Here is a 25,443-nt window from a genome sequence, read left to right as displayed (position 1 = left end):
CGGGGCCAATCGGGCTGAATGTGAGACGGTCTATGAGCGGCGCAGAGGTATAGTTTGCTAAAACCTCAACCCGATCAGGATGGGCCAGAACCGATTTAACCGTTTGATCTGATGCAAGATTTTTTCAGTGCTGACGCAACGAACTGATGTCGCTGTCAGTCTGACTTTAGCGTTTTGTCGGCTTGCCAAGGGCATTGCATCCCAACCTGACGTTTCGACTACTCCTGTCACCATGCTGACATGGCGCGCATGTTTCGATACGCGGCTATTCTTACAAAGCTCTATTCGGTCTCGCCAGCGTCGGCATCATGACGGCTGCGCGCTGCTGCGGCCTGTGCGTAAGCTTGGTCGCCGTGATGGTAAACCTCATCGGCATCGATGATGTCGGTTAGTCCGAAGCGTGTCATATCTGTTCCCAGCCTTTCATAGAGGGCTGTGAAGTCCTGCTGCGTCACGTCGAGCAGCTGATCGAAACTGTCGATCACGAAATAGACCTGCTGGAAATCATCGATTTTGTAATCTGTCCGCATGACCCGCTCCAGGTCGAAACGGATCCGGTTGGGCGAGTCGCTTTCCAGGCAGAAAGGCGTTTCGCCAGCTGAACTGACGATCCCGGCGCCATAAATGCGCAGACCCTCGGCCTGCTGAATCAGGCCAAATTCGACTGTGTACCAATAAAGACGCGCCAGCTCCTTCAGCCGTCCCATGGTTTGCGCCCGTTGTCCGCCCTTGCCGTAAGCCTGCATGTAATCGGCGAAAACCGGCAGGGTCAGCATCGGCACATGACCGAAAATATCATGGAAAATGTCTGGTTCTTCGAGATAGTCGAGCTGACTGCGTTTGCGGATGAAACGTCCGGATGGAAAGCGGCGATTGGCCAAATGATCGAAAAACACATCGTCAGGGACAAGATGCGGCACCATCACGACTTCCCAGCCTGTCAGCGCTTTCAACTTCGGGTTTATATCCGATAGATCGGGGATGCCACCGGATCCCAGATCCAGCAATCCAAGGCCGTGGTGGAATTCATCAACGGCCCGGTTCTTCAGAATCGAGATCTGTCGGGCATAGAGCGTGTCCCAGACGGCGTGTTCTTCCGTCGTATACCGGTCCCAGCGCTGCTCGATCGTGAAATCGCTGGCCGGTGTCTGTTCATCGATGACGGGGTCATGCACGCCCATAAGGTCGCCTCCTGAGAGATCGATAGCCGGGACTGGCCGTATTTGCAGACCGGATTATGCGGTGAATCGATGTCTGGCAATCATGCCATGCCTGTAAATTGCCGACTGCCATAAAATTATGTCTTCAGGAATGGGTTGATCACGTACCGACCGACTTATTGAATTTTTCGATTGGGCCTTGCCCGACAGGTGCCATTCAGGAACCATGTTCCATAAAGATCGTTAGACCATAGCGACAGATTAAATCCGGTTGAGGAGACCCGCCCATGTGCAACGCCCATTCCCAGACCCCGACCGAGACGGCGTCCCACCCGGATCCACAGGCTCTGTATCGCCGCAAATTCCTCCAATATCTTGGCGTCGGGTCTGTCGCAGCCGCTAGTGGCGGCCTGACGAGCTGCGCGACGAATCCGGAAACGGGTCGCAGGCAGTTTGTCGGCCTGGCCCCGAGCGATGCCCAGCTGGCACAAGCGGCGGCGCAGAGTTGGACCGCCGTCAAGCAACAAACTCCGACCTCCAATGACCCACGCTATACATCGCGCCTCAAAAATATCGGCAACCGCATTTCGCGGGGTGCGGGTCGCTCTAACCAGCGTTGGGACTATGCCGTGTTCGACACCGATACGAAGAATGCGTTTGTTCTGCCCGGCAACCGGGTCGGCTTCTATAAGGGTATGATGGATTTCACTGATAATGACGACCAGATCGCCGCTATCATGGGTCACGAAGTGGGACACGTGGCCGGACGTCACGCCGCTGAGCGTTACAGTCAGCAGGTCGCCGGACAGTTAGCCGTCGCGGGCGGCACGATACTCGCAGGTACGCAGCTGGGCAAGAATTGTGACAAGTCTCGCACGCGCGCGGAGTATAATAATTGCGTCAACAGTGCGCGCCGCAATACGGCCTATTTGCAACAGGCGCTCGGCCTCGGCTTCATGCTCGGCGTGGCGCTGCCCTATGGTCGCCGACAGGAGCTGGAGTCCGATCGTCTCGGCGTCCGCTACATGGCGAAATCAGGGTATGATCCATATCAGGCCGTGCGTTTGTGGGAGAAAATGGGCGCAGAAAGCGGTGGTTCCCGCGGCCCGGAATTCCTCTCGACCCATCCGACGCCGGAACGCCGGGCGCGAGAACTGTCCGACTACATTACGGCACAGGAAAAGCTTGGCAGCCGGGGTTACCGGTCGCTCGACATTCCCGAAGACGCATAGGCCCAGCACTCCGACACAAAGCACGCCGAGCCGTATTCGGCGCTTGAAGCGCCTGCGCCCCTGTATTAGAGGGGCGCCCGCATTGGGATGCCGCCTTAGCTCAGTAGGTTAGAGCGCTTGCTTGTGGCGCAAGAGGCCCCTGGTTCGAATCCAGGAGGCGGTACCATTTCCCTTCGATGATAGTTGCCATTGCAATCGGCTTTTCTGGTTGCGTCTGCATGCGCATCATCTCCGCGTCGTAACACCCGATTAACCCTGATCGTTCTACGTGATCCCTGAACATTTCGGAGTTAGCCGTGCCTCTGGGCCCTGTATCGGATACGCTTATCAAGCAGGCTGTGTCGGCAGATACGGTCGAAAGCCGTGCGCTCGCCACACAGGCGATCGGCCGTTTGATCCGTGATGCCGATCTCAGCGATACACAGAGACGCCTGTCCGAAACGCTGTTCGATATTCTATCACAGGATGTCTGCGAAGAAGTGCGGCGCGCGCTCGCCATCACGCTGCGACTGTCGGACAATCTCCCGCGCGAAGTGGCGAACCGCCTGATTGCCGATATCGACACGATCGCGGCGCCGATACTCTCCTCATCGCCCGTCGTAACGGATGAAGACCTGATTGCCGTTCTGCGCTCGCGCGCCGCTAACAAAGTGCGGGCGATTGCAGAACGACGCGGCCTGTCGCGACAGGTTAGTGCCGAATTGATCGACACGAATGATCGCCCAGCGATTGCCGTTCTGGCCGCGAATGACAGCGCCCTGATTTCGCGCAACGATGCGGCGCGACTAGTCGAACTGTCCAGCGTTGACGATCTGATTCTGGAGGCGTCGCTGCGGCGTCATGATATGCCGCAGGATCTGGCCGTGCGCCTGATCGACCTCCAAGCTGTATCGGTCGAAGGCGCGCTGACGCCGCACACACAGCATGCAGCGACGCTGACACAAGATACGGCCAGCCGGGCCAAGGCGGGGTGGGCAACATCCGAATGGTCTGCCCAGGCCATGAATGCCTATGTGACGGCGATGATGTCCAAGCGGACGTTAACGGAAGACGTTCTGGCACGCGCAGCGGGGCAGGGAGACTGGCGTTTCGTTCAGGTTGCATTGGCCCATTTGGCACAGGTCACCCCGGCCAAGGCCGCGATGATGGTTCTGGACACGCAAAGCTATGGTCTCTCGGCGTTGATGCGCCGCGCGCGGATGGGAGAGGCTGCGCAGACATTACTGCTCGCCAGTGCGGATGCCTACAACGCGATGGAGCGCAGCGGATCCCGCGTCACGCGCAGCCGGTTCCAGCGGACCATGGCCGAACGTATCGCCACACATCCAGCAGCTGACAGGTTCGGGGAGCTCTGGCTCGACTGGCTTGACGAAGGTCTGGGGCCGCGGGCCGTTCCGATCTAGGGGTTTCGTGCGATTTCAACAATGCGCCTGACGTCAGGTTGAGAACTGTTCACGTAAAATCTTCTCATCCAGCCCGTGATCGGCGTCGAACAGCAATGTGATCGTGGTTGCCATATCCTGCGCGATAAAGACCTGCTCGACATGCCGGATTTCCTGATTGTCGGCGGACGCCGAGACCGGACGCCGTTCAGGTTCGAGTACGTCGAGACGCACTTGGGCCGTATTCGGTAGCAGCGCTCCGCGCCAGCGTCGCGGACGAAAAGCGCTGATGGGGGTTAGCGCCAGAACGTCGGCCCCGAGCGGAATGACCGGGCCATGCGCCGATAGATTATAGGCTGTCGATCCGGCTGGCGTCGCAACCAGAACACCGTCTGCCATCAAATGTTCCAGCCGGACCAGTCCATCCACGCTGACACGAATATGGGCTGCCTGTTGCGTCTGCCGGAATAGCGATACTTCGTTGAAGGCCAGTTCCGATACCTGACCGCCGGCAGATACGGCATCCATTTTCAGTGGCGAGACCGTCGCCTGTTTGGCGGCGGCAATCCGGTCCGGCAGATCGTCCGTGTCCATGCGGTTCATCAGAAAACCGATCGTGCCCCGGTTCATTCCGAAGACGGGAAGGCCGCGCTTGACCAGCGACATATGGCGGCGGAGCGTTCGCAGCATGAAGCCGTCGCCGCCGATCGGTACGATAACGTCCGCATCGCCGGCATCGACATTGCCATATTGGGCGACGAGGCCCTGCATGACGGACTTCGCACCGGGCTTGTCACTCGCGGTGAAGGCGATTTTCATGCGCTGGTCCTTCGAACTCGACAGCGCCGAGCAGGCGGCGCTTTGCCGCTATAGCATTTGACCGGGTCGAGGCGAGATGAATATGATCAGCCTGTGTGGGGGGTCTTGAAATCTTTTGCCGGTGTCGCCTTGAGTGCCCTGTTCGCCAGTACGGCGCAGGCCTCCGCATGGAACCCTGAAGCCTGGCACGGGGAAATTATCAGCGCGCAGGTTTTTCTTTCTGCTGACAGCGCCAGCAATGAGTTCGATCAGACCTTTCGTCTGGATCAGTATAGCAAGACGGTCACGCAGACATTCGCGAAACTGGGCCTGACGGACAGGCTCGCCCTGATCGGGACCTTCGACTGGCAGGACGCGACAATTGTCGGCCCTGGCGTTAATGTGTCCTTTTCAGATCCCTCAACTGTGTCGTTCGGACTGCAATACCAGCTGCGGCGCAAGGAAGGGCATGCCGTCGCGCTGTCGGCCAGCTATTTCGCTGGCATCGATCTTCCGCCAAAGCTGCTAACGATCGAGAACCGCGAACCGGTGGTGGAGCTGCGAGGTCTATGGGGCGAGAGCCGGACATGGGGCGGGATCAATCTGTTTGCAGAAGCACAGATGGCAGGTCGATTGGATCTCGACGGAGGCTATGCCGGGGCATTCTCCCAGCTGACGGTCGGGGCCGATCCGCTCGACCGGGTCAAGCTGATCGGGAAAGTCCGGTATACGGATGTGGCGGGAGGCGTGTTCGAAAATTTCCCCCTGGCGCGTCAGGAGCGCGTGGAGGTGGAAGGCTCTGTCGTCTATCGCCTGCGCGGGCGCAATTACGTCGAAATCGGCTATGTCAGCTTGGTGACGGGACGAAACACCGTGTCCGAAAGCGGCTTGAAGCTTGGCGTCTGGACGAAATTCTAGGGCGTCAGCCGCCCGTTTCCGCCCGCAGATATTCCAGCAGGGCCGCGCGATCCTCTGCTTTGCGCAAGCCAACGAAACTCATCCGGTTGCCTGCAATATATTTCGACGGGTTTTCGATATAGTCGGACAGTGTTTCGTCCGTCCAGACGATCTCGGAGGCCGTCATGGACTTGGAATAGTTGAAGCCCTCCATGGTTCCGGCGGTTCGCCCGTAAATGTTCCAGAGGTTCGGGCCGACCTTGTGCCGTCCACCATCGTCCAGCGTGTGACAGGCGCGGCAGCGCTTATAGAGAATCGCGCCGCGTTCCATCGGCGTCATCTCCGGCTTGGCCGTTTGCGTGGTCGCGGCCGGTGCGGTTGTCGTCTCAGTCGCAGTGTTGTCCGGTTCTGAGCCACCGCAGCCTGTGATGACAAGTGCGGCTGCAAGCATGAAAAGGCGGTTTGACATCATAATTCCTGAACGCATGATAATTTCTGAACCTGAGACGAGGCGTTTCAATAAGGTCGAAATGCAGCACTTTTTCTTCTGTTAAGCGGGACCAAAGCCGTGGCATAGCCCCCTAGCGTTTCTGCCCGGCAAATTCTGCCGACATTTTGATCGGAGTCACTTCCATGAGCTTTACGCCGCCCGTCAATGCGATTGGCTTTCTTCTGCGCCACGGCGTCGACTTCGAAGCGATCGCCCGGACAGGCGCATTCGAAGAGACACCGCCCGATCTTCTGGACGCGATTTTGGGCGGCGCCTCCGATTTCGCGCGCGATGTCATTGCACCCACCAATTGGGATGGGGACCAGAATCCGGCGACACTGTCAGACGGCAATGTGACTGCTTCACCGGGGTTCAGGGACGCCTATCACCAGTTCGTCGAGGGCGGATGGCAAACCGTCGCCATGCCGAGCGCGATTGGCGGCATGGGCCTTCCGAGCGCTGTCAGCGTTGCCACGAACGAGATGCTCTATGCAGCGAATATGGCACTGGGGCTGTGCCCGATGCTGACCAGCTCGGCGGTGAAAGCCATCGAGGCGCATGCCGATGAGGCGCTGAAAGCGACCTATTTGCCGAAAATGCTGGCCGGAGAATGGACCGGGGCCATGTGCCTGACCGAACCGCAGGCGGGATCCGACCTGGGCCCCGTGCGCACCAAGGCGGAGGATAATGGCGACGGCACCTATGCGATCACCGGACAAAAAATCTATATCACTTGGGGCGATCACGACTGCGCAGATAATATCATCCATCTTGTCCTCGCGCGTCTGCCTGACAGTCCGCCCGGATCGCGCGGTATCTCGCTGTTCCTCTGTCCCAAATATCATGTCGAGGCGGATGGCGCTCTGGGCGAGCGAAATGCGTTTCGACCGATCGGCCTGGAACATAAGATCGGCATTCACGGCAGCCCGACCTGCGTAATGGAGTTCAACGCCGCGACCGGCTATCTGGTCGGCGAAGTCAATCGTGGCCTGGCCTGCATGTTCACCATGATGAACGAAGCGCGGTTATTCGTCGGCGTTCAGGGCGTCGCCATTGGGGAACGGGCCTATCAAGCCGCCCTCGATTATGCGCAAGAGCGCGTGCAAGGCATCCCACCCGGGCAGGACGCCGGCGCGCCCATCCTCGATCATCCCGATGTGCGCCGCATGCTGATCGACATGAAAGCCAAACTGATGGGAGCGCGCACCATCTGTCTGGCCACAGCCGAAGCGTCTGACCTGGGCCATCATGACCGGGAAGGGCTGCTGACGCCGATCGCCAAGTCCTATGGCTCCGACACAGGCGTTGAGGTCACAAGCATCGCCGTGCAGGTGCATGGCGGTATGGGTTATGTCGAAGAAACCGGGGCCGCGCAGCATTATCGCGATTCCCGCATTGCACCGATCTATGAGGGCACGAACGGGATTCAGGCTATCGACCTGATCGGACGCAAATTGAGGCGCGATGGCGGCGAGGCGATGCGCGCGCTAATCGCGGATCTCCGTGCCGGTATTACTGAGGTGAAGTCTGCCTCCGGCAGCGACCTCTCGGTCTGCGCAGCTGCGATGGATAAGGGTCTGGAGACAATGTCCGTGGCAACGGATATCGTTCTGAATGCCAGCGAACTGGATGCGCTCGGTGTGGCCTCGGACTATCTGTCACTCTGTGCGCATGTCATCAGCGGTTGCTATCTGGCGCTGACCGTCGCGAAAGGACTCGCCAGCGGCGACGATCAGGCTCCAGCTATGGCCAGCCTGGCACGCTATCATGCCCTGTCGATCATGCCGATGGCGGACGGTATGCTGGAATCGATCCGCGCGGGCGCCGATCCAGTGTTCGACTTTCCCCGCGCCCGACTGGCGGACCTGTAATGTCGGCACAGCCACAGAATACGCGCCCTCATTCGCGGCCTGTCAAACGGACGCGTCGGATTACGGCTCCGCAGATCACGGCGCGCAAGGGCGGCGATCCAGTCGTCTGTCTGACGGCCTATGACGCGCCGACGGCTGAAATCATCGATCCGCATTGCGACCTGATTCTGGTCGGCGATTCGGTTGGTATGGTTGTGCACGGCTTGCCGAGTACGGTTGGTGTGACGCTCGACATGATGATCCTGCATGGTCAGGCCGTAATGCGCGGCTCGAAAACGGCGCTCGTTGTCGTCGACCTGCCGTTCGGTTCCTATGAAGGAACGCCGGAGACGGCTTTTGCTTCTGCATCGCGCGTGATGATGGAAACGGGTTGCCAGGCCGTGAAGATCGAATCAGGCTCCTACGCCGCAGACACGATCGCCTATCTGGTCGAGCGCGGCATCCCGGTAATGAGCCATGTCGGCCTGCGCCCGCAGAGCATGCATGTGCTGGGCGGGTTCAAGGCGCGGGGACGACGTCAGGCTGTTGCTGACGAGATCGTTCGCAACGCCGAGCAGGCCTCCAAGGCCGGGTCTTTTGCAGTTGTTGTGGAAGGCGTATCAGCCAAGATCGCCGACCGGGTGACCCAGGCCGTCGACATTCCGACTATTGGTATCGGCGCGTCGCCACGGTGTGACGGACAAATTCTTGTCACGCCCGACATGCTGGGCCTGTTCGACCGGGTGCCGAAATTCGTTCACAAGTTCGGCGATATGCGTGCCCAAATCGATACCGCTGTGCGCCAATATGCGGACGATGTGGCGGACCGGTCCTTCCCACGGGATGAGAACCTTTATATTTTCAAGGATTGATCGCCAGCAGGGCGCGACAGTCTGAATGAAACGTCATGCCGTTATCGGTTGCAGCCCGGCAGGCGCGTAGCTAGAGCGAACGACGAAAACGCCGCACCCGGATCGGGCGAAGACGCGGCCTAAAATCGGGACGATCATGGTCGATTTCATTTCCGAGGTCGAAGAGGAACTTCGCAAGGACGATTACAACAAGTTCCTGCGGAAATACGGGCCGTTGATCATCGGCCTGCTCATCGGTGTCGTACTTCTGGTCGCGTGGATGGAATGGCGCGATTACAGCAATGAGCGCTCTGCCCGTGCGGCTGGGTTCTCCTATCTTGCGGCTGACGATTTGCTGCAGGAAGGGAATACTCAACAGGCCAGTCAAGCCTTTCTAAAACTCGCCGATGTCGCGCCTGACGGTTATGCCGGTCTGTCGCTGATGCGCGCCGCGATCATCGCCGCCGAAAGCGGCAATGAGGCGGAGGCAATCCGTCTTTACGATGCAGCCGCAGCCCGTTTCGACGAAGATCGTCACGTACAACTGGCGTCGCTGAAAGCGGCCTATGTGGTTGCCAATCGCGGCGACTGGTCCGATGTCGATCAGCGGGCCGGACAGCTGGCCGCGCAAGGCGCGCCTTATGAATTTCTGGCGCGGGAACTGATCGCGACCGCTGCCCTCAATCAGGGCGATCTGGAACGCGCGCGCGCCGAGTTTTCCTATCTCGATACGATCCCGGGCGTGCCGGACACGGTGGCCCGCCGTGCCGAGCAGGCGCTTATTCTCATGAACACGGCCAGTCAGTCCGGTGAAGAACCGACATTACCGGCCCCGGAAGACACTAATGATGAAACGCCCTGATTTGACCTTCAGACACACTGGCTTGGCCCTGCTGGCAGCGGTTTTTCTGTCCGGCTGTTCGACGCTGAGTGCGATCAACCCGTTCGGCGGCGTTGGTCCGGATCAGGGAAATGTGGCTGGCGATGATCGCCGGATTTCCATTCTGGAATTGAACGATACGCTGCTTCCTGCGCCGGACGGTCTGGCGCAGCCTGTCGTCCTGCCGCCGCCCTATGTGAATACGGACTGGCCGCAAGTGGGCGGCAATACCGCCCATGTCGTGCAGCATACCGGCGCATCCGGACCGCTGGAGCGTGTGTGGAAACGGGACATCGGCGAAGGGTCGGGCCGCAAGGGCTTTGTCGCCGCACCGCCCGTCATTGCCAATGGTGTCATTTACGTGATGGATTCCCGCAACCGGGTCCGTGCCTATAACGAACAATCCGGCGATCGCCTGTGGCAGATGGAGATCGAGGTGACGGAAGGCGAACGTACCCGGACGCGCGGCCTGTCGATTATCGACCGTGTGCGGGACCCGCGCTCCTTCTTCGAAGGCGACGGGACGGACAAGAATGGTGTTGGCGGCGGTCTCGCCTATGATGAAGGCACGCTCTATGTGACGTCGGGTCTCGGGGTGCTGCTCGCACTCGACCCGGCGTCCGGCGCGCAGAAATGGCGCCGTGCGATCCGCGTTCCGATCCATTCCGCGCCGACCGTGGCAGAAGGCCGGATTTATGCCGTGACCGACGATAATGAGATCATGGCGTTCGACGCATCTGATAATGGAGCGACGCTCTGGACATATCAGGGTATTGTCGAAACGGCGCGGATGCTGACCGTTCCTGCTCCAGCGGTCGACAATGATGTGGTGATCGCGCCTTTCTCATCAGGTGAAATCGTTGCGCTGCGGACCCAGAATGGCGGCGTGTTGTGGCAGGACGCATTGGCGTCATCGGCCCGACTGACGCCTCTGGCAGCCCTTAACGATATCGCTTTCGGTCCGGTCGTGGCCGACGGCTATGTGATCGCGACCGCGCAGTCGGGCGTGATGACAGCTTTTGATTTCCGCACCGGGCAACGGGTCTGGACCCAGCCAGCCGGATCGATCGGCATGCCCTGGGTCGCCGGCGATGTCGTGTTCACCATGACCACTGACGGCAAGGTCGCGGCCCTGTCGAAGATCGACGGGACGGTCAAATGGACACAGCAACTCGAAACATTCCGCAAGCCGGAAAAGCGCAAGGACCGGATCGTCTGGTCAGGACCTGTTCTGGCTGGCGAGCGGTTGGTCGTCGTCTCATCGCGCGGTCGTGCCCTGATCATCAATCCTTATGACGGGTCGATCATTGGGGAGCGCAAGATCGGCGAAGCCGTCATGGTGCCGCCGATCATTGCCAATGAGACGGTCTATTTCCTTGATAATAAAGCCAATCTGATTGCCTTGCGGTGAGCGAACAGTCTGAAGAGCCGGATGTCGATGCAGGCGAACCAAGCGCGCCACTGAAAATCAGGGCCCCGCGCATCGCCGTCGTGGGCCGTCCCAATGTTGGGAAGTCGACCCTGTTCAATCGTCTGGCTGGTAAGAAGCTGGCCATTGTCGACGATACACCCGGCGTGACGCGCGACGTACGTGAAGCGAAATCGAAGCTGCGCGGCCACGACATGACCCTGCTGGATACAGCTGGGTTCGAGAATGCGCGCGGCGACAAGCTGGAAGCGCGCATGCGGGCCGGCACGGAAGGGGCGGTGATGGACGCCGACATCGTGCTGTTCGTCTATGATGCGCGCGCCGGGATTACGGCGCTGGACCGGATTTTCGCCGAATTTGTCCGCAAGAGCGGTAAACCGACCGTTCTGGTGGCCAATAAGGTGGAAAGCTCCGCCGCCGATGTCGGTATTACAGAAGGCTATTCGCTGGGCATGGGTGACCCGATCGAGGTCTCAGCCGAGCACAATATCGGGATCGTCGATCTGGACGATGCGATCGAATTGGCATTGCGCGGCGTCGATCTGACTGAACCGGCAGAAATCCAGACTGTCGAAGCGCCTGTGCGCATCGCAATTGTTGGACGTCCAAATGCGGGCAAATCGACGCTAATCAATACGCTGATCGGCAAGGAGCGCCTGCTGACAGGGCCCGAAGCCGGGGTGACTCGCGACAGTATCACGATCGACCATATCTGGCAGGGTCGGCGCGTTCAGTTTCACGATACGGCAGGTCTGCGCAAGAAGGCTAAGGTTCAGGAAACGCTGGAGAAGATGAGCGTGTCGGACACGATCCGCGCCCTGAGGTTCGCACAGGTCGTCGTGCTGCTGATGGATGCGACAAGTCCTTTCGATAAGCAGGATTTGCAACTTGCCAGCCTGGTCGAACGCGAAGGCCGCGCAATGGTTATCGGTGTGACAAAGTGGGATCTGGTCGAGGAAAAATCCGAGACTTCCAAAGCACTGCGCGAAATGGCGGGACGCCTCCTGCCGCAATTTGGCGGCGTTCCGGTCGTCATGTTTTCCGGCCTGACGGGCAAGAGCGTGGACCGGCTGCTGCCCGCGATCGAACGCATCCACAATGACTGGTCGGCGAAAATCAAGACGTCGGAGCTCAATGACTGGCTGACGGAGAAAGTGGCCAAGCACCCACCGCCCGCGGTCGCTGGCCGTCGTGTAAAGCCGAAATATATCAGTCAGACTAAGACCCGCCCGCCGACTTTCGTGCTGAAATGCTCGCGCGCCGATAAACTACCGGAAAGCTATAAACGCTATCTGATCAATGGCTTGCGGGAGGATTTCTCCCTGCCTGGAATTCCCATTCGCATGATCGTCAAGTCGGATGACAATCCCTATCACGAAAAGAACCGCACGGGACGCCAGCGCCGAACCCCCAACAACGCCCGAGACTGACCACTGCGAATTACAGCTCGAATGTAAGGCATATTTGACATTCCCTCACGTTTGCCTATGTAAGGTATATCTTACATGGAGTCGAGGTATGGGACATATGTCTTTCAATGAAAAATCTGCATGGGCGATGATTCTGGCGCTGGGATTGGCGTCGGTCGTTTATCTGGGGCCCGTCCTGTCGGCTTGGTTCCGAGCGGGTGTGATCATTCCGCCGGCGCCCTTTGTGATTGCGTTCACTGTCGTGGTCATCATTCTATCGATTATCACGCATATTATCGTCGCCTTGAGCAATCCCTCGGAAGCCACTGAGACGCGGGATGAGCGTGACCGGGCCGTCATTCACTTTGCCGGCCATTGGAGCGGAATCGTCTTCGCTGTTGGCGTGATAACCTGTCTGCTCAACTATCTTGTCTTCCCGAATGGCGATTTGATGTTTCACGGCATTTTCATTTCGCTCATCATTGCCAGTCTGATCGAATATGGGTTGCGCCTTTTCAGCTATCGCCGGGTACTCTGATGGGCGGTAAGAAAAGCCGGATCACCAATCGGGTTCGGGATAGCCGCAAGGCGGCTGGCCTGTCGCAGGCTGCGTTAGGGGATCATGTCGGCGCCACGCGACAGACGATCATCGCCATTGAAGGTCAGCGCTATTCGCCTTCGCTAGAACTGGCATTCCGGATATCGCATGCTTTGGGAGAGTCGATCGAAGAGCTGTTTCAATTTAGCGGCGAATGGGACTAAGCCCTGAACCCAAATGGGAGACTATGATGACTGAATTCAAAGCCTATGCGGCGATCGAAGCTGGCGGCACACTCGAGCCCTTCACCTATGATCCAGGTCCGATTGCGGCGGATGAAGTTGAGATCAAGATCTTGGCGTCCGGTCTCTGCCATTCCGATATTTCGATGATCAATAATGACTGGCGCGCGAGTCAGTATCCACTTGTGCCGGGGCATGAGGTGATCGGCGAGGTCGTCGCCGTCGGGGACGATGTCAGCCATCTCAGCGTCGGTCAGAATGTCGGTGTGGGGTGGACGTCGCATAGCTGCCTGCATTGCTCACCGTGCCTGTCCGGACGACAGCAGCGCTGCCAGACGGGAACCACGACGATTGGCGGCCATGGCGGTTTTGCAGATCGCATCCGCGTGCAGCATGTCTGGGCCGTCCCGCTGCCGGACGGGATAGACCTGCAATCGGCCGGGCCGCTTTTCTGCGGCGGGATCACCGTGTTCGCGCCCTTTCTCGATTTCGATCTGAAGCCGACAGACCGTGTCGGTATTATCGGCATTGGTGGGCTGGGGCATCTGGCCGTGCAGTTTGCCAATGCGTGGGGCTGCGAGGTTACGGCCTTCACGTCGTCGATGGACAAGGAGGCGGAATTGACAGAGTTGGGTGCCCACCGGATCGTCAACAGCCGTGACGATGCCGCGATCAAGGCCGAGGCTGGCTATTTCGACTTCATCCTGACAACCGTGAATGTCAGCTTGAACTGGCCGCTCTATCTGTCGGCGCTGCGCCCGAACGGGAAGCTGATCACGGTTGGCGTCGTGCCGGAACCAATGGGCATCCCGGCCTTTCCCCTGATTGGCGGGCAGCGAGTCGTGTCCGGGTCTGACACCGGACCGCCCGATATGGTTGCGAAGATGCTGGAATTCTGCGTCCGCCACGACATCAAGCCGATGATCGAGACCTTCCCGATGGCGGAGTGCAATACCGCCATCAAGCGACTAAAATCCGGCGAGGCGCGCTACCGGATCGTGCTGGAAAACTAGCCCTTGAAGTAGGGCGTTTCGCGGAAAGTCACGAGCGTATCGTGATCCCGAAAAGTCGGGCTGAGCATGTCGACAATCAGTGGGGCCAGATCCTGGGGTGAGGGCAGTGTGTCGGGATTTTCGCCAGGCATCGCCTTGGCGCGCATCTGCGTACGGGTCGCGCCGGGATTGAGTAGGTTGACCTTGATATCGGTAATGCTCTCGATTTCGTCGGCCCAGCAGCGCACGAACGCCTCCATCCCGGCTTTGGACGCTGCGTAGGCACCCCAATGGGCACGCGGGCTACGGGCGACCGAACTGGTGACGAAGACGGCGCGGCCCGCAGCACTTTCGCGCAGCAGCGGATCCATCGACCGGATCAACCGGTAGGGTGCGGTCAGATTCACATCCATCACCTGCATCCAGTCCTTCGGCGTCGTGTGGTTGGTCAGGGTGATACCGCCAAGAATGGCTGCATTGCAGAGCAGACCGTCCAAGCGGCCATAGCGGTCATTCAAGAGCGCACCGAGCCGGTCAATCTGATCGAAATCGGTCAGGTCCATCGGGACCAGCGAGCAGGTGCCGCCCGCCGCCGTAATCGCATCATCCAGATCTTCAAGGCCGCCTTGCGTGCGGGCGACAGCGACGATGTGGCTGCCAGCAGCGGCGAGCGCCTTGGCCGCGGAATAGCCGATACCGCGAGACGCCCCAGTGACCAGGGTGATGCGGCCTTCAAGAGGGTTTGTCATGGTAATTGCCTAGGCGACTTCCACAAGGAAGGAGAGTTGCTTTGCCCCGCCGGCGCGTTCGCGGTCACGGTCGATGAGCGGGGTCGGATAACAGCCGGTGAAGCAATGATCGGTATACTGAGGGGCTTCATCGACGCGATATTCCTCGCCCATCGCCCAGTAGAGCCCTTCAATGGAGAGGAAGCCGAGGCTATCCACTTCGAGCATGTGGGTCATTTCCTCGAGGCTGTAATTGGCGGCGATCAGCTTATCCTTGGACGGCATGTCGATGCCGTAATGATCGGGATATTTGATCGGTGGCGAGGCGGATCGGAAATGAACTTCCTTGGCCCCGGCGGCCTTGATCATGCGGACGATCTTGGTCGAGGTCGTGCCTCGGACGATGGAATTGTCGACCAGAAGAACGCGCTTGCCTTCGATCATGGCGCGGTTGGCGGAATGTTTCAGTCGCACACCCATATCGCGCATGCCCTGTGTCGGTTGGATGAAGGTCCGACCGACATAATGGTTGCGGATGATACCGAGTTCAAATGGGGTTCCGGTTTCCTGCGCGAAGCCCAGCGCGGCGGGAACGCCACTATCGGGGACGGGAATGACGACATCGATCTCGGCGGGCGTTTCCTGTGCCAGCCTCTGTCCCATCCGCTTGCGAACCTCATAGACGCTCTTGCCGCCCACAATGGAATCGGGCCGTGCGAAATAAACGAATTCGAAAATGCAGGGACGTTTTTCGGCATTGGGGAAAGCCGTAAAACTGCGAATGCCGTCTTCATTGATGACGACGACTTCGCCCGGTGCCACCTCGCGGATGAATTCCGCGCCAACCATGTCGAAGGCACAGGTCTCGGACGCCAGTACATAGCTGTCACCGATCCGGCCGATCAGCAAAGGGCGTATGCCGAAACGATCACGCGCGCCTACCAGCGCATCACGGGTCATGCCGACAAAGGCAAAACCGCCATCGATCTGCCGGATGGCGGAGACGAACCGATCCGTGAAGGTCTTGCCCTTCGACCGCGCCACCAGATGAATGACGACTTCTGTGTCGGACGTGCTCTGGAACAGGGCGCCTTTTTCGACCAGCGCGTCCTTGACCGTATAGGCGTTGGTGATGTGCCCATTATGGGCCAGGGCAAAGCCGCCCATGTGCAGTTCCGAATAAAGCGGCTGCACATTGCGCAGCACGGTCTGGCCGGCTGTCGAATAACGCACATGTCCGATGGCGATATTACCGGGCAGGCGGTCCGCCGGATCGTCGCCAGTAAAATTGTCACCGACAAGGCCGAGATGGCGTTCCGTATGAAACATCTCGCCGTCGCAGACCGCAATCCCGCAGGCTTCCTGACCGCGATGCTGCAGCGCGTGCATGCCAAGCGCAGTCAGGCTGGCCGCCCGATCGACTCCGAACACGCCGAAGACGCCGCATTCCTCACGAATGCGGTCATCTTCCATATCGATGTCGATCGTGGGGTTGGCGGGTTGATCCATTACCTGATCTCCTCGGCGAGGCCTTCAAAATCCCCGTCCCTGATGCGATCGGCATATGAGCGCATATCCGCGAAAGGCAAGGCCCGGATCGCATCTCCGATGCGGTCAAGCAGGGGATAGAAGGTCGAATTCGACGAAGAGTCCCGGCAGGGTTTCCGGTTCGGATTGTAGCTGGTCGCGCATGGATTTAGGCATACGTGCGATCACGTCGGGCGGAAAACTGTCCGGATTGGCCGCTATATAGTCGTTGAAATCCTGTGCGTCCTGCGATGCCCGGTAATCGGCAGACCAGAACATCACGAATAGCGCGGCGATCAGCAGGCCGCGGGCAATGCCGAAAGCCGCGCCCAGAAGCCGGTCGATCAGGCCTGGCTTCTCCCCGCCAATGGTCTTACCAATCTTCGCCAGGATGACGGCAGCGATGAAATAGGACAGGAACCCTGTCCCGAGGATCAAGATGCCGTCAGCCAGCTCGGTCGGTGAAATGACATCCCGAATGGCGAAGCGGAACTGGCCCCATACGAACAGTGTCGCCACAGCCGCGAAAAGCAGCGCTGCGATAGAGATGATTTCGCGCATGAAGCCCCGTGCAAACGCATAGAGCGCGGAAATCAGCAGCACGACCAGAACGACTGTGTCGAAGCCGTTAAAGTCGTAGGGACCGATTGAAATCGCGAACAGGTGAGGCGCTGTCGAAAGCTGGGCGAACATGGGCGTCCTGCATTAGGCGGCCCAGCTCTCAGGCGTGTCCGGGCCTCTTTCTGCTGCGGCTTCTACACGCCGGACCAGATCGCGCAAAGAGGCGATTGCGATCAAGGGCAGGGCGGTATTGTCATTGCGGTCGTCGCGTTTGGGCGAGGCCGCCGCGATCGCGCGCGTGAAGCCCAGCTTCGCGGCTTCCTTTAACCGCGCATCGGCGCGGCTGACGGGACGGACATCGCCCGACAGGCTGATTTCGCCAAAGACGACCAAATCGGACGGTAGCGACACGTCGAAGGCGGAACTGGCAATGGCCGCCGCGACGGCCAAGTCGGCTGCAGGTTCATTGATACGAAAGCCCCCCGCCACATTGAGATAGACATCCTTGCCGGCAAAACTGATGCCGCAGCGCGCTTCCAAAACGGCTAGCACCATGGCCAGTCGTCCGCTATCCCAGCCGACCACGGCACGACGCGGCGTGCCAAAGGCGGCGGGCGCGACCAGCGCCTGAATTTCCGTGAGCACGGGGCGGGAGCCTTCCAGTCCGGCGAAAACGGCGGACCCTTCGGAGGCATCGCCGCGCCCATCCAGGAATAGGGCCGAGGGGTTGAGCACTTCGGCCAGACCCGAATCGCACATCTCGAACACGCCGATTTCGTCCGTGGGTCCAAAACGGTTCTTATGCGCGCGCAAAATCCGGAACTGATGGGCGCGCTCGCCTTCGAAATAGAGCACGGCATCAACCATATGTTCGACGACGCGCGGCCCAGCAATCTGGCCGTCCTTCGTGACGTGACCGACCAGAATCACGGTCGCGCCGGACTTCTTGGCAAAGCGCACCAGTTCCTGCGCACAGGCCCGCACCTGCGCGACCGTGCCCGGGGCAGCCCCGAGCTGATCCGTCCAGAGTGTCTGAATGGAATCGATAATCACCACGTCCGGCTTGTTGGTCATCAGACCATCTATGATCGGCCCAAGCGAGGTTTCGCTTGCCAGATGAACGGCTTGTTCGGCCACACCCAGGCGCTTGGCACGGCGCTGAACCTGACCGACTGATTCTTCGCCGGAAATATAGGCGACCCTGCGGCCCTGTTTGGCGAGTGCCCCAACCGTCTGCAGCAGCAGGGTCGACTTGCCGATTCCCGGGTCTCCGCCGACGAGTAGGGCCGACCCTGGCACCAGCCCGCCACCCGTGACGCGGTCCAGTTCGCCAATGCCCGTAATCAGGCGCGGCACGTCACGCACATCGCCGCCCAGATCGACAAATTCGATTCCGCGTCCCTTGCGCCTTTTGTGGGCGGGGGCAGCATTCTGCGACTTGGCTTCTTCGACCAGCGTATTCCATTCTCCGCAGGCATCGCAGCGACCAGCCCACTTGCCGTGAACCGTGCCGCAAGACTGGCAGACGAAGATGGATGAGGGTTTCGGCATGGGACATGTCATGCCCGATTTATCGGTGGGACGCAATAAAAGTTCTTTGTTTGTTCTTACAGCTCTGGGCGTTCTCTTCTCTCATACGGTCAATGACTGTCGGGGGAGGTGGTCATCGTTCTTCGCTCATACGCACATGTGTTACCGGAGAGAGGGTTCAGCTCAGGCTTCGACTGAACCTACACTGTCGATGGAACATGAGGCGGGAGCTTACTGCCGTAACCGGAAGCAATAAGAAGTACCGTTCCGCCTCCAAGGAATAGCCCACCCGATGAAAGATGGTGGCACGGCGGCGGCCTGACGGGCCGGCCCTGCCGGACAGGTCTTGTGGACGGCCTCTTCCAAGGTGACAGTTCGCACTAGACTCGAGTGAACCCTGTCCGCGGACCCCGGCCTTGCTGGCGCTTGCCCGTCAATCCCCGTTCGACCGGTCCAGCCGGTCGCGCACGGTCCGAATGGTCACAGTCTGCACATCACAGATTATGCCATCAGAGGACCGGCCTCTTGCAAGGACTTTCGCCCCAGCAGTTGATCATGCGTCACTTCAATCCACCCAGCACACCCATGCCGTCCTCACGACCCGGATCAGGGAATGATGCGTCCCCTTCATTCGTGAGACGTGAGGCTAGGGATTTAGCACAGGCTAGGAAGGCGGGATCGATTGTGTGGAGTGTGGGGCTTACCCACTCGTGAATTGCAGTTCCGCCAGCCGCGCATAAAGGCCGCCCTGGCTCACCAGTTCGTCATGCGTGCCGGTCTCCACGATCCGACCCTGATCCAGCACGATGATGCGATCGGCTTTCAGCACGGTTGCGAGGCGGTGCGCGATGACGAGGGTGGTGCGGCCTTGCCGCAGCGTTTCGAAAGCCTGCTGCACGGCACGCTCGGATTCGGAATCCAGCGCCGACGTCGCTTCGTCGAGCAGCAGGATCGGGGCGTCGCGCAGGATGGCACGGGCAATGGCGATGCGCTGGCGCTGACCGCCGGATAAGGTCGCCCCGCGCTCACCGATATCCGTGTCATAGCGGTCGGGCAGGGCCATGATGAAGTCATGGGCGAAGGCGGCCTTGGCTGCCGCCATGACATCGTCACGGCTGGCCCCGCCGCGGCCATAGGCGATATTGTCATAGGCCGAGCCGGAGAAGAGCGGCGCACCCTGCTGCACAACGGCAATCCGGTCACGCAATCGCTCGGGTTTCAGGCGCTTGATATCGGCGCCACCCAGCCGGATCGCACCGCGACTGACATCGTAAAAGCGCAGGATCAGCTGGAAGATCGTCGTCTTGCCCGCCCCGCTCGGTCCGACCAGTGCGATCGTTTCACCCGGCGCGACGGCGAAATCGATATCATGCAATGCCGGCGCGTCGAGCCGCGTTGGATAAGCAAAATCAACGGCTTCGAAGGACAGGCTTACGTCATTTCCGGGCAGGTCTTCGCCAATAATGGTCGGGTTTTCATCGAGGATATCGACCAGCCGTTCCGAGGCGCCGGCGGCGCGCAACAGATTGGTCCAGGTCTCGGTCAGGCTCGATAAGCTCGACACACTCATGATCGCATAGACCGTGAAGGCGCCGATATCACCGCCGCTCATCGTCCCAGCCATGACCTGCCGCGCACCGTACCAGAGGATTCCGGCGATCCCGGCCATGCCGATGGCGAACAACACCGCCGTCAGCCAGCTCTGCACGCGGATACGGCGAGCCTGAACGGCATAGGTCCGCTCGATCGCGCCGCCGAACTGGTCACGTTCCAGTGCTTCCCGCGTATAAGCTTGGACCGTCTGGATCGAGGAGATGGCTTCGCTCGCACGGCCCGAGGCTTCAGCCAGGCGGTCCTGACCGTCGCGCGACAGGCGGCGAATGATCGGGGTGACGCCGATGACGATGCCGACGATCACGCCGCCGACGGCCATGACGAGCAGGGCCAGCTGCCAGCTGACGATGAACATCAGCAGGATCGAGCCGACAATGGTCGCAATCGATCGCAGAGCGAAGGAAATCGACCCGGTCACCACCGTTTCGACCAGCGTCGTATCGGTCGTCAGGCGGGACAGGACTTCGCCCGTGCGCACGCGTTCGAAATAGACGGGGCTGAGTACAGTTAGCCGGTCGAACACGGCCCGGCGCAGATCCGCTACCACGCGCTGCCCCAAAGTCGTGATGAAATAGAAACGCAGCGCACCGAAGGTCGCGAACAAAAACGCAAAAGCGATGACAATCAGGAAATAACCATCGAGCGATCCGCTCTCGGCCAATGGCATGGCGGCGCAATAGGCTGGCGTTTCATCACCGCCAAAGCCGCAATCAACAATCAGCTTCAGAATGCCGCCCAGCGACAGTGTTCCGATTGATGACAGGATCAGCGTAATCAGAAAGCCGATCAGCCTTCCGGGGTAGCGCTTCACGAAGGGCCAGAGCGCTACGAGTGGGCGCAGCGACCGCGAGCGTTCGCGCTTGGTCTTTTCCTGATCGATCTGTGCGGCGAAAGCGGCGCCAGTCGAACGGGCAAAATCCTTGGAGTCGGGAGAACGAGCCATGAGCGGGCGCGGCTATGACACAGGCGAACCCATGTGGAAAGCTGTGCATGCGCCTCTTGTCGGAAACATCGAACCATCACAGGACGTTCGCATGCCGCAGCGCTTCACCGACAAATATGACGCTCTGAAGACCGTCTTCGGTCATGCCGACTTTCGCCTGGGGCAAGCGGATGTGATCGACGACATTCTGGCGGGCAGCAACGTACTGGCAGTCATGCCGACGGGCGCGGGGAAGTCGCTTTGCTATCAGGTACCGGCGCTGCTGCTGGACGGTCCCACCATCGTTATCAGCCCGCTCGTCGCGCTGATGGACAATCAGGTCGCTGCCTTGCGCGCCAATGGTGTGGCCGTATCCTGCATTCACTCAGGCCAGGACCGGTCGCGTAACATCGAGGAATGGAGGCGCGTTGCAAGCGGGGAGTCCCACCTGCTGTACCTGTCGCCGGAAAGGCTGATGACCGAACGGATGTTGGCGGCGATGGCCAAGCTTCGACCGCCGCTATTCGTGGTCGATGAAGCGCATTGCGTGTCGAAATGGGGGCCTGCGTTCCGTCCGGAATATGCGGATCTGTCGCGCCTGAAATCGCTTTTCCCGGACTCGCGTATCGCGGCCTTCACGGCCACCGCTGATGCCGGGACGCGCGCCGATATCGCGCAGCAACTGTTCAACGCGAAAGGGTCGGTGATTGTGCAGGGCTTTGATCGTCCCAACCTGTCCCTGACCGTAATCCCGAAGGTAAACAGAAGTTCCCAACTACTTGAATTCATGAAAGATAGAGCCGGAGAAAGCGGTATTGTCTATGCGCTGTCGCGCAAGAGTGCGGAAGAGTATGCGGCGCTGCTTAGCCGCGAAGGCTTCACGGCTTTGCCCTATCATGCCGGGATGAGCGCGGAGGCGCGGTTCGATAATCAGGAACGCTTCATCGCCGAAGACGGCGTCGTGATGGTCGCGACAATCGCCTTCGGGATGGGGATCGACAAGCCGGATATTCGCTTTGTCTATCACGTCAATCTGCCAAGTTCGCCGGAGGCCTATTATCAGGAGATCGGACGCGCCGGGCGGGATGGGCAGCCGGCCGACACAGTCCTGCTTTACGGGCTCGACGACATCCGGATGCGGCGACAATTCATCACGCAGGAAGATACGGACCGGGAGCATCAGCTGCGTGAGCATAAGCGGCTCGACGCGCTGTTGGGCTATTGCGAGGCCTCGACCTGCCGGCGTCAGGTCCTGATGGCCTACTTCGGTGAAATGACGTCGCCCTGCGGGGCGTGCGACATTTGCGACAATCCGCCTGAGCGGATCGACGCCACAGATGCGGCGATCGCACTGATGCATGCCGTCGAACAGACGGGCGAGCGCTTCGGGGCCAACCATGTCATTGCCGTCGTTCGCGGGGCCGACACGGACAAGATTCGCCAGTTCGGGCATGATCGCCTGCCCAGCCACGGAACGGGCGAGCGCTGGGGTGATGGATTTTTCAAGTCGCTGGTCCGGCAGGCGATCGCAACGGGCTACCTGAATGTCGATATGCAGCGCTATGGGCGGCTGACATTGACGCCGCAAAGCCTGAGCTTGATGAATGGCGACGGGGCCTTTCTGATAACGGAGCCCAAGGCCGCGAAGACGACAAAACGCAAGCGCAAGGCCGCGCCGGAGCTGCTGGATGATGCGGATCAGGAATTGCTGGCCAAGCTCAAGGGTCTTCGGCGCGATATGGCGCGCGACATGGGCAAGCCCGCCTATATCATCTTCTCGGACGCGACCTTGATCGATATGGCGCAGAAACGCCCGCTGGACCGCGATCAGATGCTATCCGTCTCAGGCGTCGGCGAAACCAAATTCGAACGCTTCGGCGCAGCTTTTCTGGCAGCGATCAATTAGGCCTTGTGGCGATCAACTAGGCTGACGCGGCGCAGGGTTGGGCGAGGGGGACCTGTACGGACCGCTCGACGCGGATATCCGGACGATAGTTGGGATCGAACCGGAGCGAGACGATCTGAGGTCCCCGTGTCTGGTGAACGATGCGCGGGTGTGTGGTGCCAGGGGCCAGGCAAGTGACAGCCTGCGACGTGATGACCTGAACCTGTCCCACCGCATCGGTCACACTGATCATGACCGGGCTGTCGCTCCGGATTGCGAGCATAGTTTCGCCCGGAACGCCTGTTTCGACCCACGTGACGGCGGGTTGGCTGAAGCCGGGAAGGCTCATGTTGGTTGCGACGAATGCGGCCGCTGGAAGGCTCAGCACTTCCATCCCGATCCACAGACCGATGATCCAGCGCGCTTTTCTGCTCTTGAGTGTTTTGAACAGACGCATTGCCCGTCACACATGCATGTTGCGGGCCAGAAGGGTTGAGACCGGGCGTCGGCAGGCTTAAGTGCCGCTCATGGTAACGACCCCTCATATGGCCGGCGTGCTGTTTTCGGGCGGTCAGGATAGCGCGACCGTGCTGGCCTGGGCGCTGGAACGGTTCGATCATGTCGAAACGATCGGCTTTTCCTATGGCCAGCGTCACGGCGTCGAGATGGAAGTCCGGACGGCTTTCCTGCAATCCCTGCAAACGCAGTTTCCGCACTGGGGCGACAGGCTCGGCGAGGATCATGTCGTCGATCTGGCCGGCTTCGGGGCGATCAGCGAGACGGCCCTGACGCGAGACCGTGCGATCGACACGCTGGCGTCCGGTCTGCCCAACACATTCGTACCGGGACGCAATCTTGTCTTCCTGACCTACGCCGCCGCCATTGGCTGGCGTCGCGGCTTTTCCGATCTGGTGGCCGGCATGTGCGAGGCTGATTTTTCGGGTTATCCGGATTGTCGCAAGGCCACGCTGGACGCGCAGATGGACGCGATCTCGTTGGGGCTGGACAAGCCCTTTACCTTGCATTCGCCCCTGATGACGCGCTCCAAGGCGCAGGCCTGGACGCTGGCCGAAGAGTTGGGCGGCAGAAGCTTTGTCGAACTGGTCCGGACGGGCAGTCATACCTGCTATGTCGGAGAACGCGGCGAGGAAAAGTCCTGGGGCTATGGCTGCGGCGTGTGTCCGGCTTGCGAACTGCGCGCCAAGGGCTGGGCGGAATACGCCGCATCATGAGCTACGCCGTCAAGGAACTCTATCTCACCGTTCAGGGTGAGGGCGGCCAGGCAGGCCGCGTCGCCGTCTTTCTGCGTTTTGCAGGCTGCAATCTCTGGAGCGGGCGGGAAGAAGACCGGGCGAGCGCCGTCTGTTCGTTCTGTGATACGGACTTTGTCGGAACGGATGGTCCCGGTGGTGGGCGGTTCGATGCGGATGGCCTGGCCGATGCGGTCCTGGCCGTCTGGCCTGACGGGCATCAATCGCGCTGGGTCGTCTGCACGGGTGGCGAGCCGCTTCTGCAGCTTGATGAAACCCTGATTAAAGCGTTGAAACGAAACGGTTTCAAGATTGCAGTCGAGACGAATGGCACAATTGTCGCGCCGGATGGGATCGACTGGATCTGTGTCAGTCCGAAAGCGGATGCGTCGCTGAAACAGATTTCAGGGCAGGAGCTGAAGCTGGTCTATCCGCAGGCCGAAAACCGGCCCGAGCAGTTTGCTGGACTGGATTTCGAGCATTTCTTCCTGCAACCGCTCGACGACCCCCTTCGTCAGGATCATACAGACGCAGCATTCAACTATTGCTTGGCTCACCCGCAATGGCGGCTGAGCGTGCAGTCTCACAAATATATCGGTGTGCCCTGAGGCTGATATGGGGGCGGTCTGAGGCCGGCTCTCGATCGTCTATCAGGACAGTTCTTTGGCCGTATGACGTGAGAAGCGCGAAATGGCGCGCTTGGCGTCGGTCCACGTCGCCGTGCCTCGAATGAAAGGCGCGTTCTGCAGGCTCGATTCGAACCAGCGATAAGTCATCGTTCCAAGCTCGGACCCGGTATCATCGATCAGAGCTGCACTCAGCTCAGCACCGCCGACACCGAAACTGTCAAAGCTGAGCGAAGGCTCGCGCGACATCTGTTCGAAGGTCGGGCGGTTATTCTTGACGTCTTCCAGAACGACACGAAGGATTACTGGCGCATCATCGGACAAGGCGACGCCGCGCTTGGTCAGATCGTCCGTCAACTCTTCTTCAACCTCTTCCAGCAGCCGCTGCAACGCCTTGTCGCCGTAAAAGCCGTTGCTCGCAAAGCCGGAGCGCAGGCTGGAGGCACCGGCCCCACGCCTACGGATGTCATCAGGGAGATTGTCGGCACGGTGAGCGAGGTCATCGGACAGGACGACTTCAATCTTGACGGCTGTCGTGACCGGGGCCGTGATAGTGCTGTCGAACCCGCGCGTCTTCGCTAATGCGCTGAGCGGGGCGAGCATGAGAGCCGTCGTGGCGAGAATGAGGGTAGTGCGACGCATAGTGAAAG

The 25,443-nt window shown here is 59.9% G+C and carries 24 protein-coding genes and 1 tRNA gene; 15 read left to right on the top strand and 10 right to left on the bottom strand.

Annotated elements, in window-relative coordinates; all coding sequences use genetic code 11:
• Window positions 1-281 precede the first annotated feature (281 nt).
• The gene (gene phhA, locus AB6B39_RS11175) at window positions 282-1,181 is read right to left on the bottom strand and encodes a phenylalanine 4-monooxygenase (protein WP_284370356.1); all 900 of its coding nucleotides are present in this window, start codon (window positions 1,179-1,181) and stop codon (window positions 282-284) included.
• A 266-nt stretch (window positions 1,182-1,447) separates the two neighbouring features.
• Between phhA and AB6B39_RS11170 the strand changes: the two genes are divergently transcribed.
• The 3 genes from AB6B39_RS11170 to AB6B39_RS11160 all read left to right on the top strand — a co-directional run bounded on the left by AB6B39_RS11170 (window position 1,448) and on the right by AB6B39_RS11160 (window position 3,795).
• A complete protein-coding gene (locus AB6B39_RS11170) occupies window positions 1,448-2,392 on the top strand; it encodes a M48 family metallopeptidase (protein ID WP_284370358.1) in 945 nt (314 codons plus the stop codon).
• An 89-nt stretch (window positions 2,393-2,481) separates the two neighbouring features.
• Window positions 2,482-2,558 (top strand) — tRNA-His (locus AB6B39_RS11165).
• 130 nt (window positions 2,559-2,688) lie between these two features.
• A complete protein-coding gene (locus tag AB6B39_RS11160; RefSeq protein ID WP_284370360.1) occupies window positions 2,689-3,795 on the top strand; it encodes a DUF2336 domain-containing protein in 1,107 nt (368 codons plus the stop codon).
• 33 nt (window positions 3,796-3,828) lie between these two features.
• On the opposite strand, the gene AB6B39_RS11155 is transcribed toward AB6B39_RS11160, so the two are convergent.
• On the bottom strand, window positions 3,829-4,593 hold the full coding sequence (locus AB6B39_RS11155) for an NAD kinase (RefSeq protein ID WP_284370362.1): 765 nt from the start codon (window positions 4,591-4,593) through the stop codon (window positions 3,829-3,831).
• A 105-nt stretch (window positions 4,594-4,698) separates the two neighbouring features.
• Here AB6B39_RS11155 and AB6B39_RS11150 point away from each other — a divergent pair, with 105 nt between their 5' ends.
• Window positions 4,699-5,490: a hypothetical protein gene (locus AB6B39_RS11150; protein WP_284370364.1), complete on the top strand. Its 792-nt coding sequence runs from the start codon at window positions 4,699-4,701 to the stop codon at window positions 5,488-5,490.
• Window positions 5,491-5,494: 4 nt separating this feature from the next.
• Here AB6B39_RS11150 and AB6B39_RS11145 read toward each other — a convergent pair whose 3' ends face one another.
• Entirely contained in the window at window positions 5,495-5,920 is a 426-nt protein-coding gene (locus AB6B39_RS11145) for a c-type cytochrome (RefSeq protein ID WP_371398579.1), read from the bottom strand.
• Window positions 5,921-6,102: 182 nt separating this feature from the next.
• On the opposite strand from AB6B39_RS11145, the gene AB6B39_RS11140 reads away from it, so the two are divergent.
• The 8 genes from AB6B39_RS11140 to ahr all read left to right on the top strand — a co-directional run bounded on the left by AB6B39_RS11140 (window position 6,103) and on the right by ahr (window position 14,171).
• A complete protein-coding gene (locus AB6B39_RS11140; RefSeq protein WP_284370368.1) occupies window positions 6,103-7,830 on the top strand; it encodes an acyl-CoA dehydrogenase in 1,728 nt (575 codons plus the stop codon).
• Window positions 7,830-8,681, top strand: a complete 852-nt coding sequence (gene panB, locus AB6B39_RS11135; protein WP_284370370.1) for a 3-methyl-2-oxobutanoate hydroxymethyltransferase — start codon at window positions 7,830-7,832, stop codon at window positions 8,679-8,681. The genes AB6B39_RS11140 and panB overlap by 1 nt, the downstream gene beginning before the upstream one ends.
• 136 nt (window positions 8,682-8,817) lie before the next feature.
• On the top strand, window positions 8,818-9,522 hold the full coding sequence (locus AB6B39_RS11130) for a tetratricopeptide repeat protein (RefSeq protein WP_284370372.1): 705 nt from the start codon (window positions 8,818-8,820) through the stop codon (window positions 9,520-9,522).
• Window positions 9,506-10,951: a PQQ-binding-like beta-propeller repeat protein gene (locus AB6B39_RS11125; protein WP_284370374.1), complete on the top strand. Its 1,446-nt coding sequence runs from the start codon at window positions 9,506-9,508 to the stop codon at window positions 10,949-10,951. Before AB6B39_RS11130 ends, AB6B39_RS11125 begins: the two co-directional genes overlap by 17 nt.
• Window positions 10,948-12,399, top strand: coding sequence for a ribosome biogenesis GTPase Der (der, locus tag AB6B39_RS11120; RefSeq protein WP_284370376.1), 1,452 nt, complete (start codon window positions 10,948-10,950; stop codon window positions 12,397-12,399). Before AB6B39_RS11125 ends, der begins: the two co-directional genes overlap by 4 nt.
• 88 nt (window positions 12,400-12,487) lie before the next feature.
• Complete coding sequence (locus AB6B39_RS11115; RefSeq protein ID WP_284370378.1) at window positions 12,488-12,916, top strand: hypothetical protein; 429 nt, start codon at window positions 12,488-12,490, stop codon at window positions 12,914-12,916.
• The gene (locus tag AB6B39_RS11110; protein ID WP_284370380.1) at window positions 12,916-13,140 is read left to right on the top strand and encodes a helix-turn-helix transcriptional regulator; all 225 of its coding nucleotides are present in this window, start codon (window positions 12,916-12,918) and stop codon (window positions 13,138-13,140) included. The genes AB6B39_RS11115 and AB6B39_RS11110 overlap by 1 nt, the downstream gene beginning before the upstream one ends.
• 23 nt (window positions 13,141-13,163) lie before the next feature.
• Window positions 13,164-14,171: an NADPH-dependent aldehyde reductase Ahr gene (gene ahr, locus AB6B39_RS11105; protein ID WP_371398578.1), complete on the top strand. Its 1,008-nt coding sequence runs from the start codon at window positions 13,164-13,166 to the stop codon at window positions 14,169-14,171.
• On the opposite strand, the gene AB6B39_RS11100 is transcribed toward ahr, so the two are convergent.
• The 5 genes from AB6B39_RS11100 to AB6B39_RS11080 form a co-directional block, all read right to left on the bottom strand.
• Window positions 14,168-14,899: an SDR family NAD(P)-dependent oxidoreductase gene (locus AB6B39_RS11100; protein ID WP_284370384.1), complete on the bottom strand. Its 732-nt coding sequence runs from the start codon at window positions 14,897-14,899 to the stop codon at window positions 14,168-14,170. The genes ahr and AB6B39_RS11100 overlap by 4 nt on opposite strands.
• Before the next feature lie 9 nt (window positions 14,900-14,908).
• Complete coding sequence (gene purF, locus AB6B39_RS11095) at window positions 14,909-16,387, bottom strand: amidophosphoribosyltransferase (protein ID WP_371398577.1); 1,479 nt, start codon at window positions 16,385-16,387, stop codon at window positions 14,909-14,911.
• A 105-nt stretch (window positions 16,388-16,492) separates the two neighbouring features.
• A complete protein-coding gene (locus AB6B39_RS11090; protein ID WP_371398576.1) occupies window positions 16,493-17,098 on the bottom strand; it encodes a CvpA family protein in 606 nt (201 codons plus the stop codon).
• Between the two features lie 12 nt (window positions 17,099-17,110).
• Window positions 17,111-18,517, bottom strand: a complete 1,407-nt coding sequence (gene radA / locus AB6B39_RS11085; protein ID WP_284370390.1) for a DNA repair protein RadA — start codon at window positions 18,515-18,517, stop codon at window positions 17,111-17,113.
• Between the two features lie 679 nt (window positions 18,518-19,196).
• Entirely contained in the window at window positions 19,197-21,053 is a 1,857-nt protein-coding gene (locus AB6B39_RS11080) for an ABC transporter transmembrane domain-containing protein (RefSeq protein WP_284370392.1), read from the bottom strand.
• Here AB6B39_RS11080 and recQ point away from each other — a divergent pair.
• A complete protein-coding gene (gene recQ, locus AB6B39_RS11075) occupies window positions 21,052-22,938 on the top strand; it encodes a DNA helicase RecQ (RefSeq protein ID WP_284370394.1) in 1,887 nt (628 codons plus the stop codon). The genes AB6B39_RS11080 and recQ overlap by 2 nt on opposite strands.
• A 16-nt stretch (window positions 22,939-22,954) precedes the next feature.
• On the opposite strand, the gene AB6B39_RS11070 is transcribed toward recQ, so the two are convergent.
• Window positions 22,955-23,374, bottom strand: a complete 420-nt coding sequence (locus AB6B39_RS11070) for a hypothetical protein (RefSeq protein WP_284370396.1) — start codon at window positions 23,372-23,374, stop codon at window positions 22,955-22,957.
• Window positions 23,375-23,444: 70 nt separating this feature from the next.
• Here AB6B39_RS11070 and queC point away from each other — a divergent pair, with 70 nt between their 5' ends.
• Window positions 23,445-24,149: a 7-cyano-7-deazaguanine synthase QueC gene (gene queC, locus AB6B39_RS11065; RefSeq protein WP_284370398.1), complete on the top strand. Its 705-nt coding sequence runs from the start codon at window positions 23,445-23,447 to the stop codon at window positions 24,147-24,149.
• Window positions 24,146-24,775 (top strand): 7-carboxy-7-deazaguanine synthase, encoded by a 630-nt coding sequence (queE, locus tag AB6B39_RS11060; protein ID WP_284370400.1) that lies wholly within the window; start codon window positions 24,146-24,148, stop codon window positions 24,773-24,775. The genes queC and queE overlap by 4 nt, the downstream gene beginning before the upstream one ends.
• Window positions 24,776-24,817: 42 nt before the next feature.
• Here queE and AB6B39_RS11055 read toward each other — a convergent pair whose 3' ends face one another.
• Window positions 24,818-25,435, bottom strand: coding sequence for a hypothetical protein (locus AB6B39_RS11055; RefSeq protein ID WP_284370402.1), 618 nt, complete (start codon window positions 25,433-25,435; stop codon window positions 24,818-24,820).
• Window positions 25,436-25,443: the final 8 nt, after the last annotated feature.

Source organism: Algimonas porphyrae (assembly GCF_041429795.1).
GTDB classification, from domain to species: Bacteria; Pseudomonadota; Alphaproteobacteria; order Caulobacterales; family Maricaulaceae; genus Litorimonas; species Litorimonas porphyrae.
Note: the sequence above shows the minus strand (reverse complement) of the source record. Positions and strands in the feature narration are given on the sequence as shown.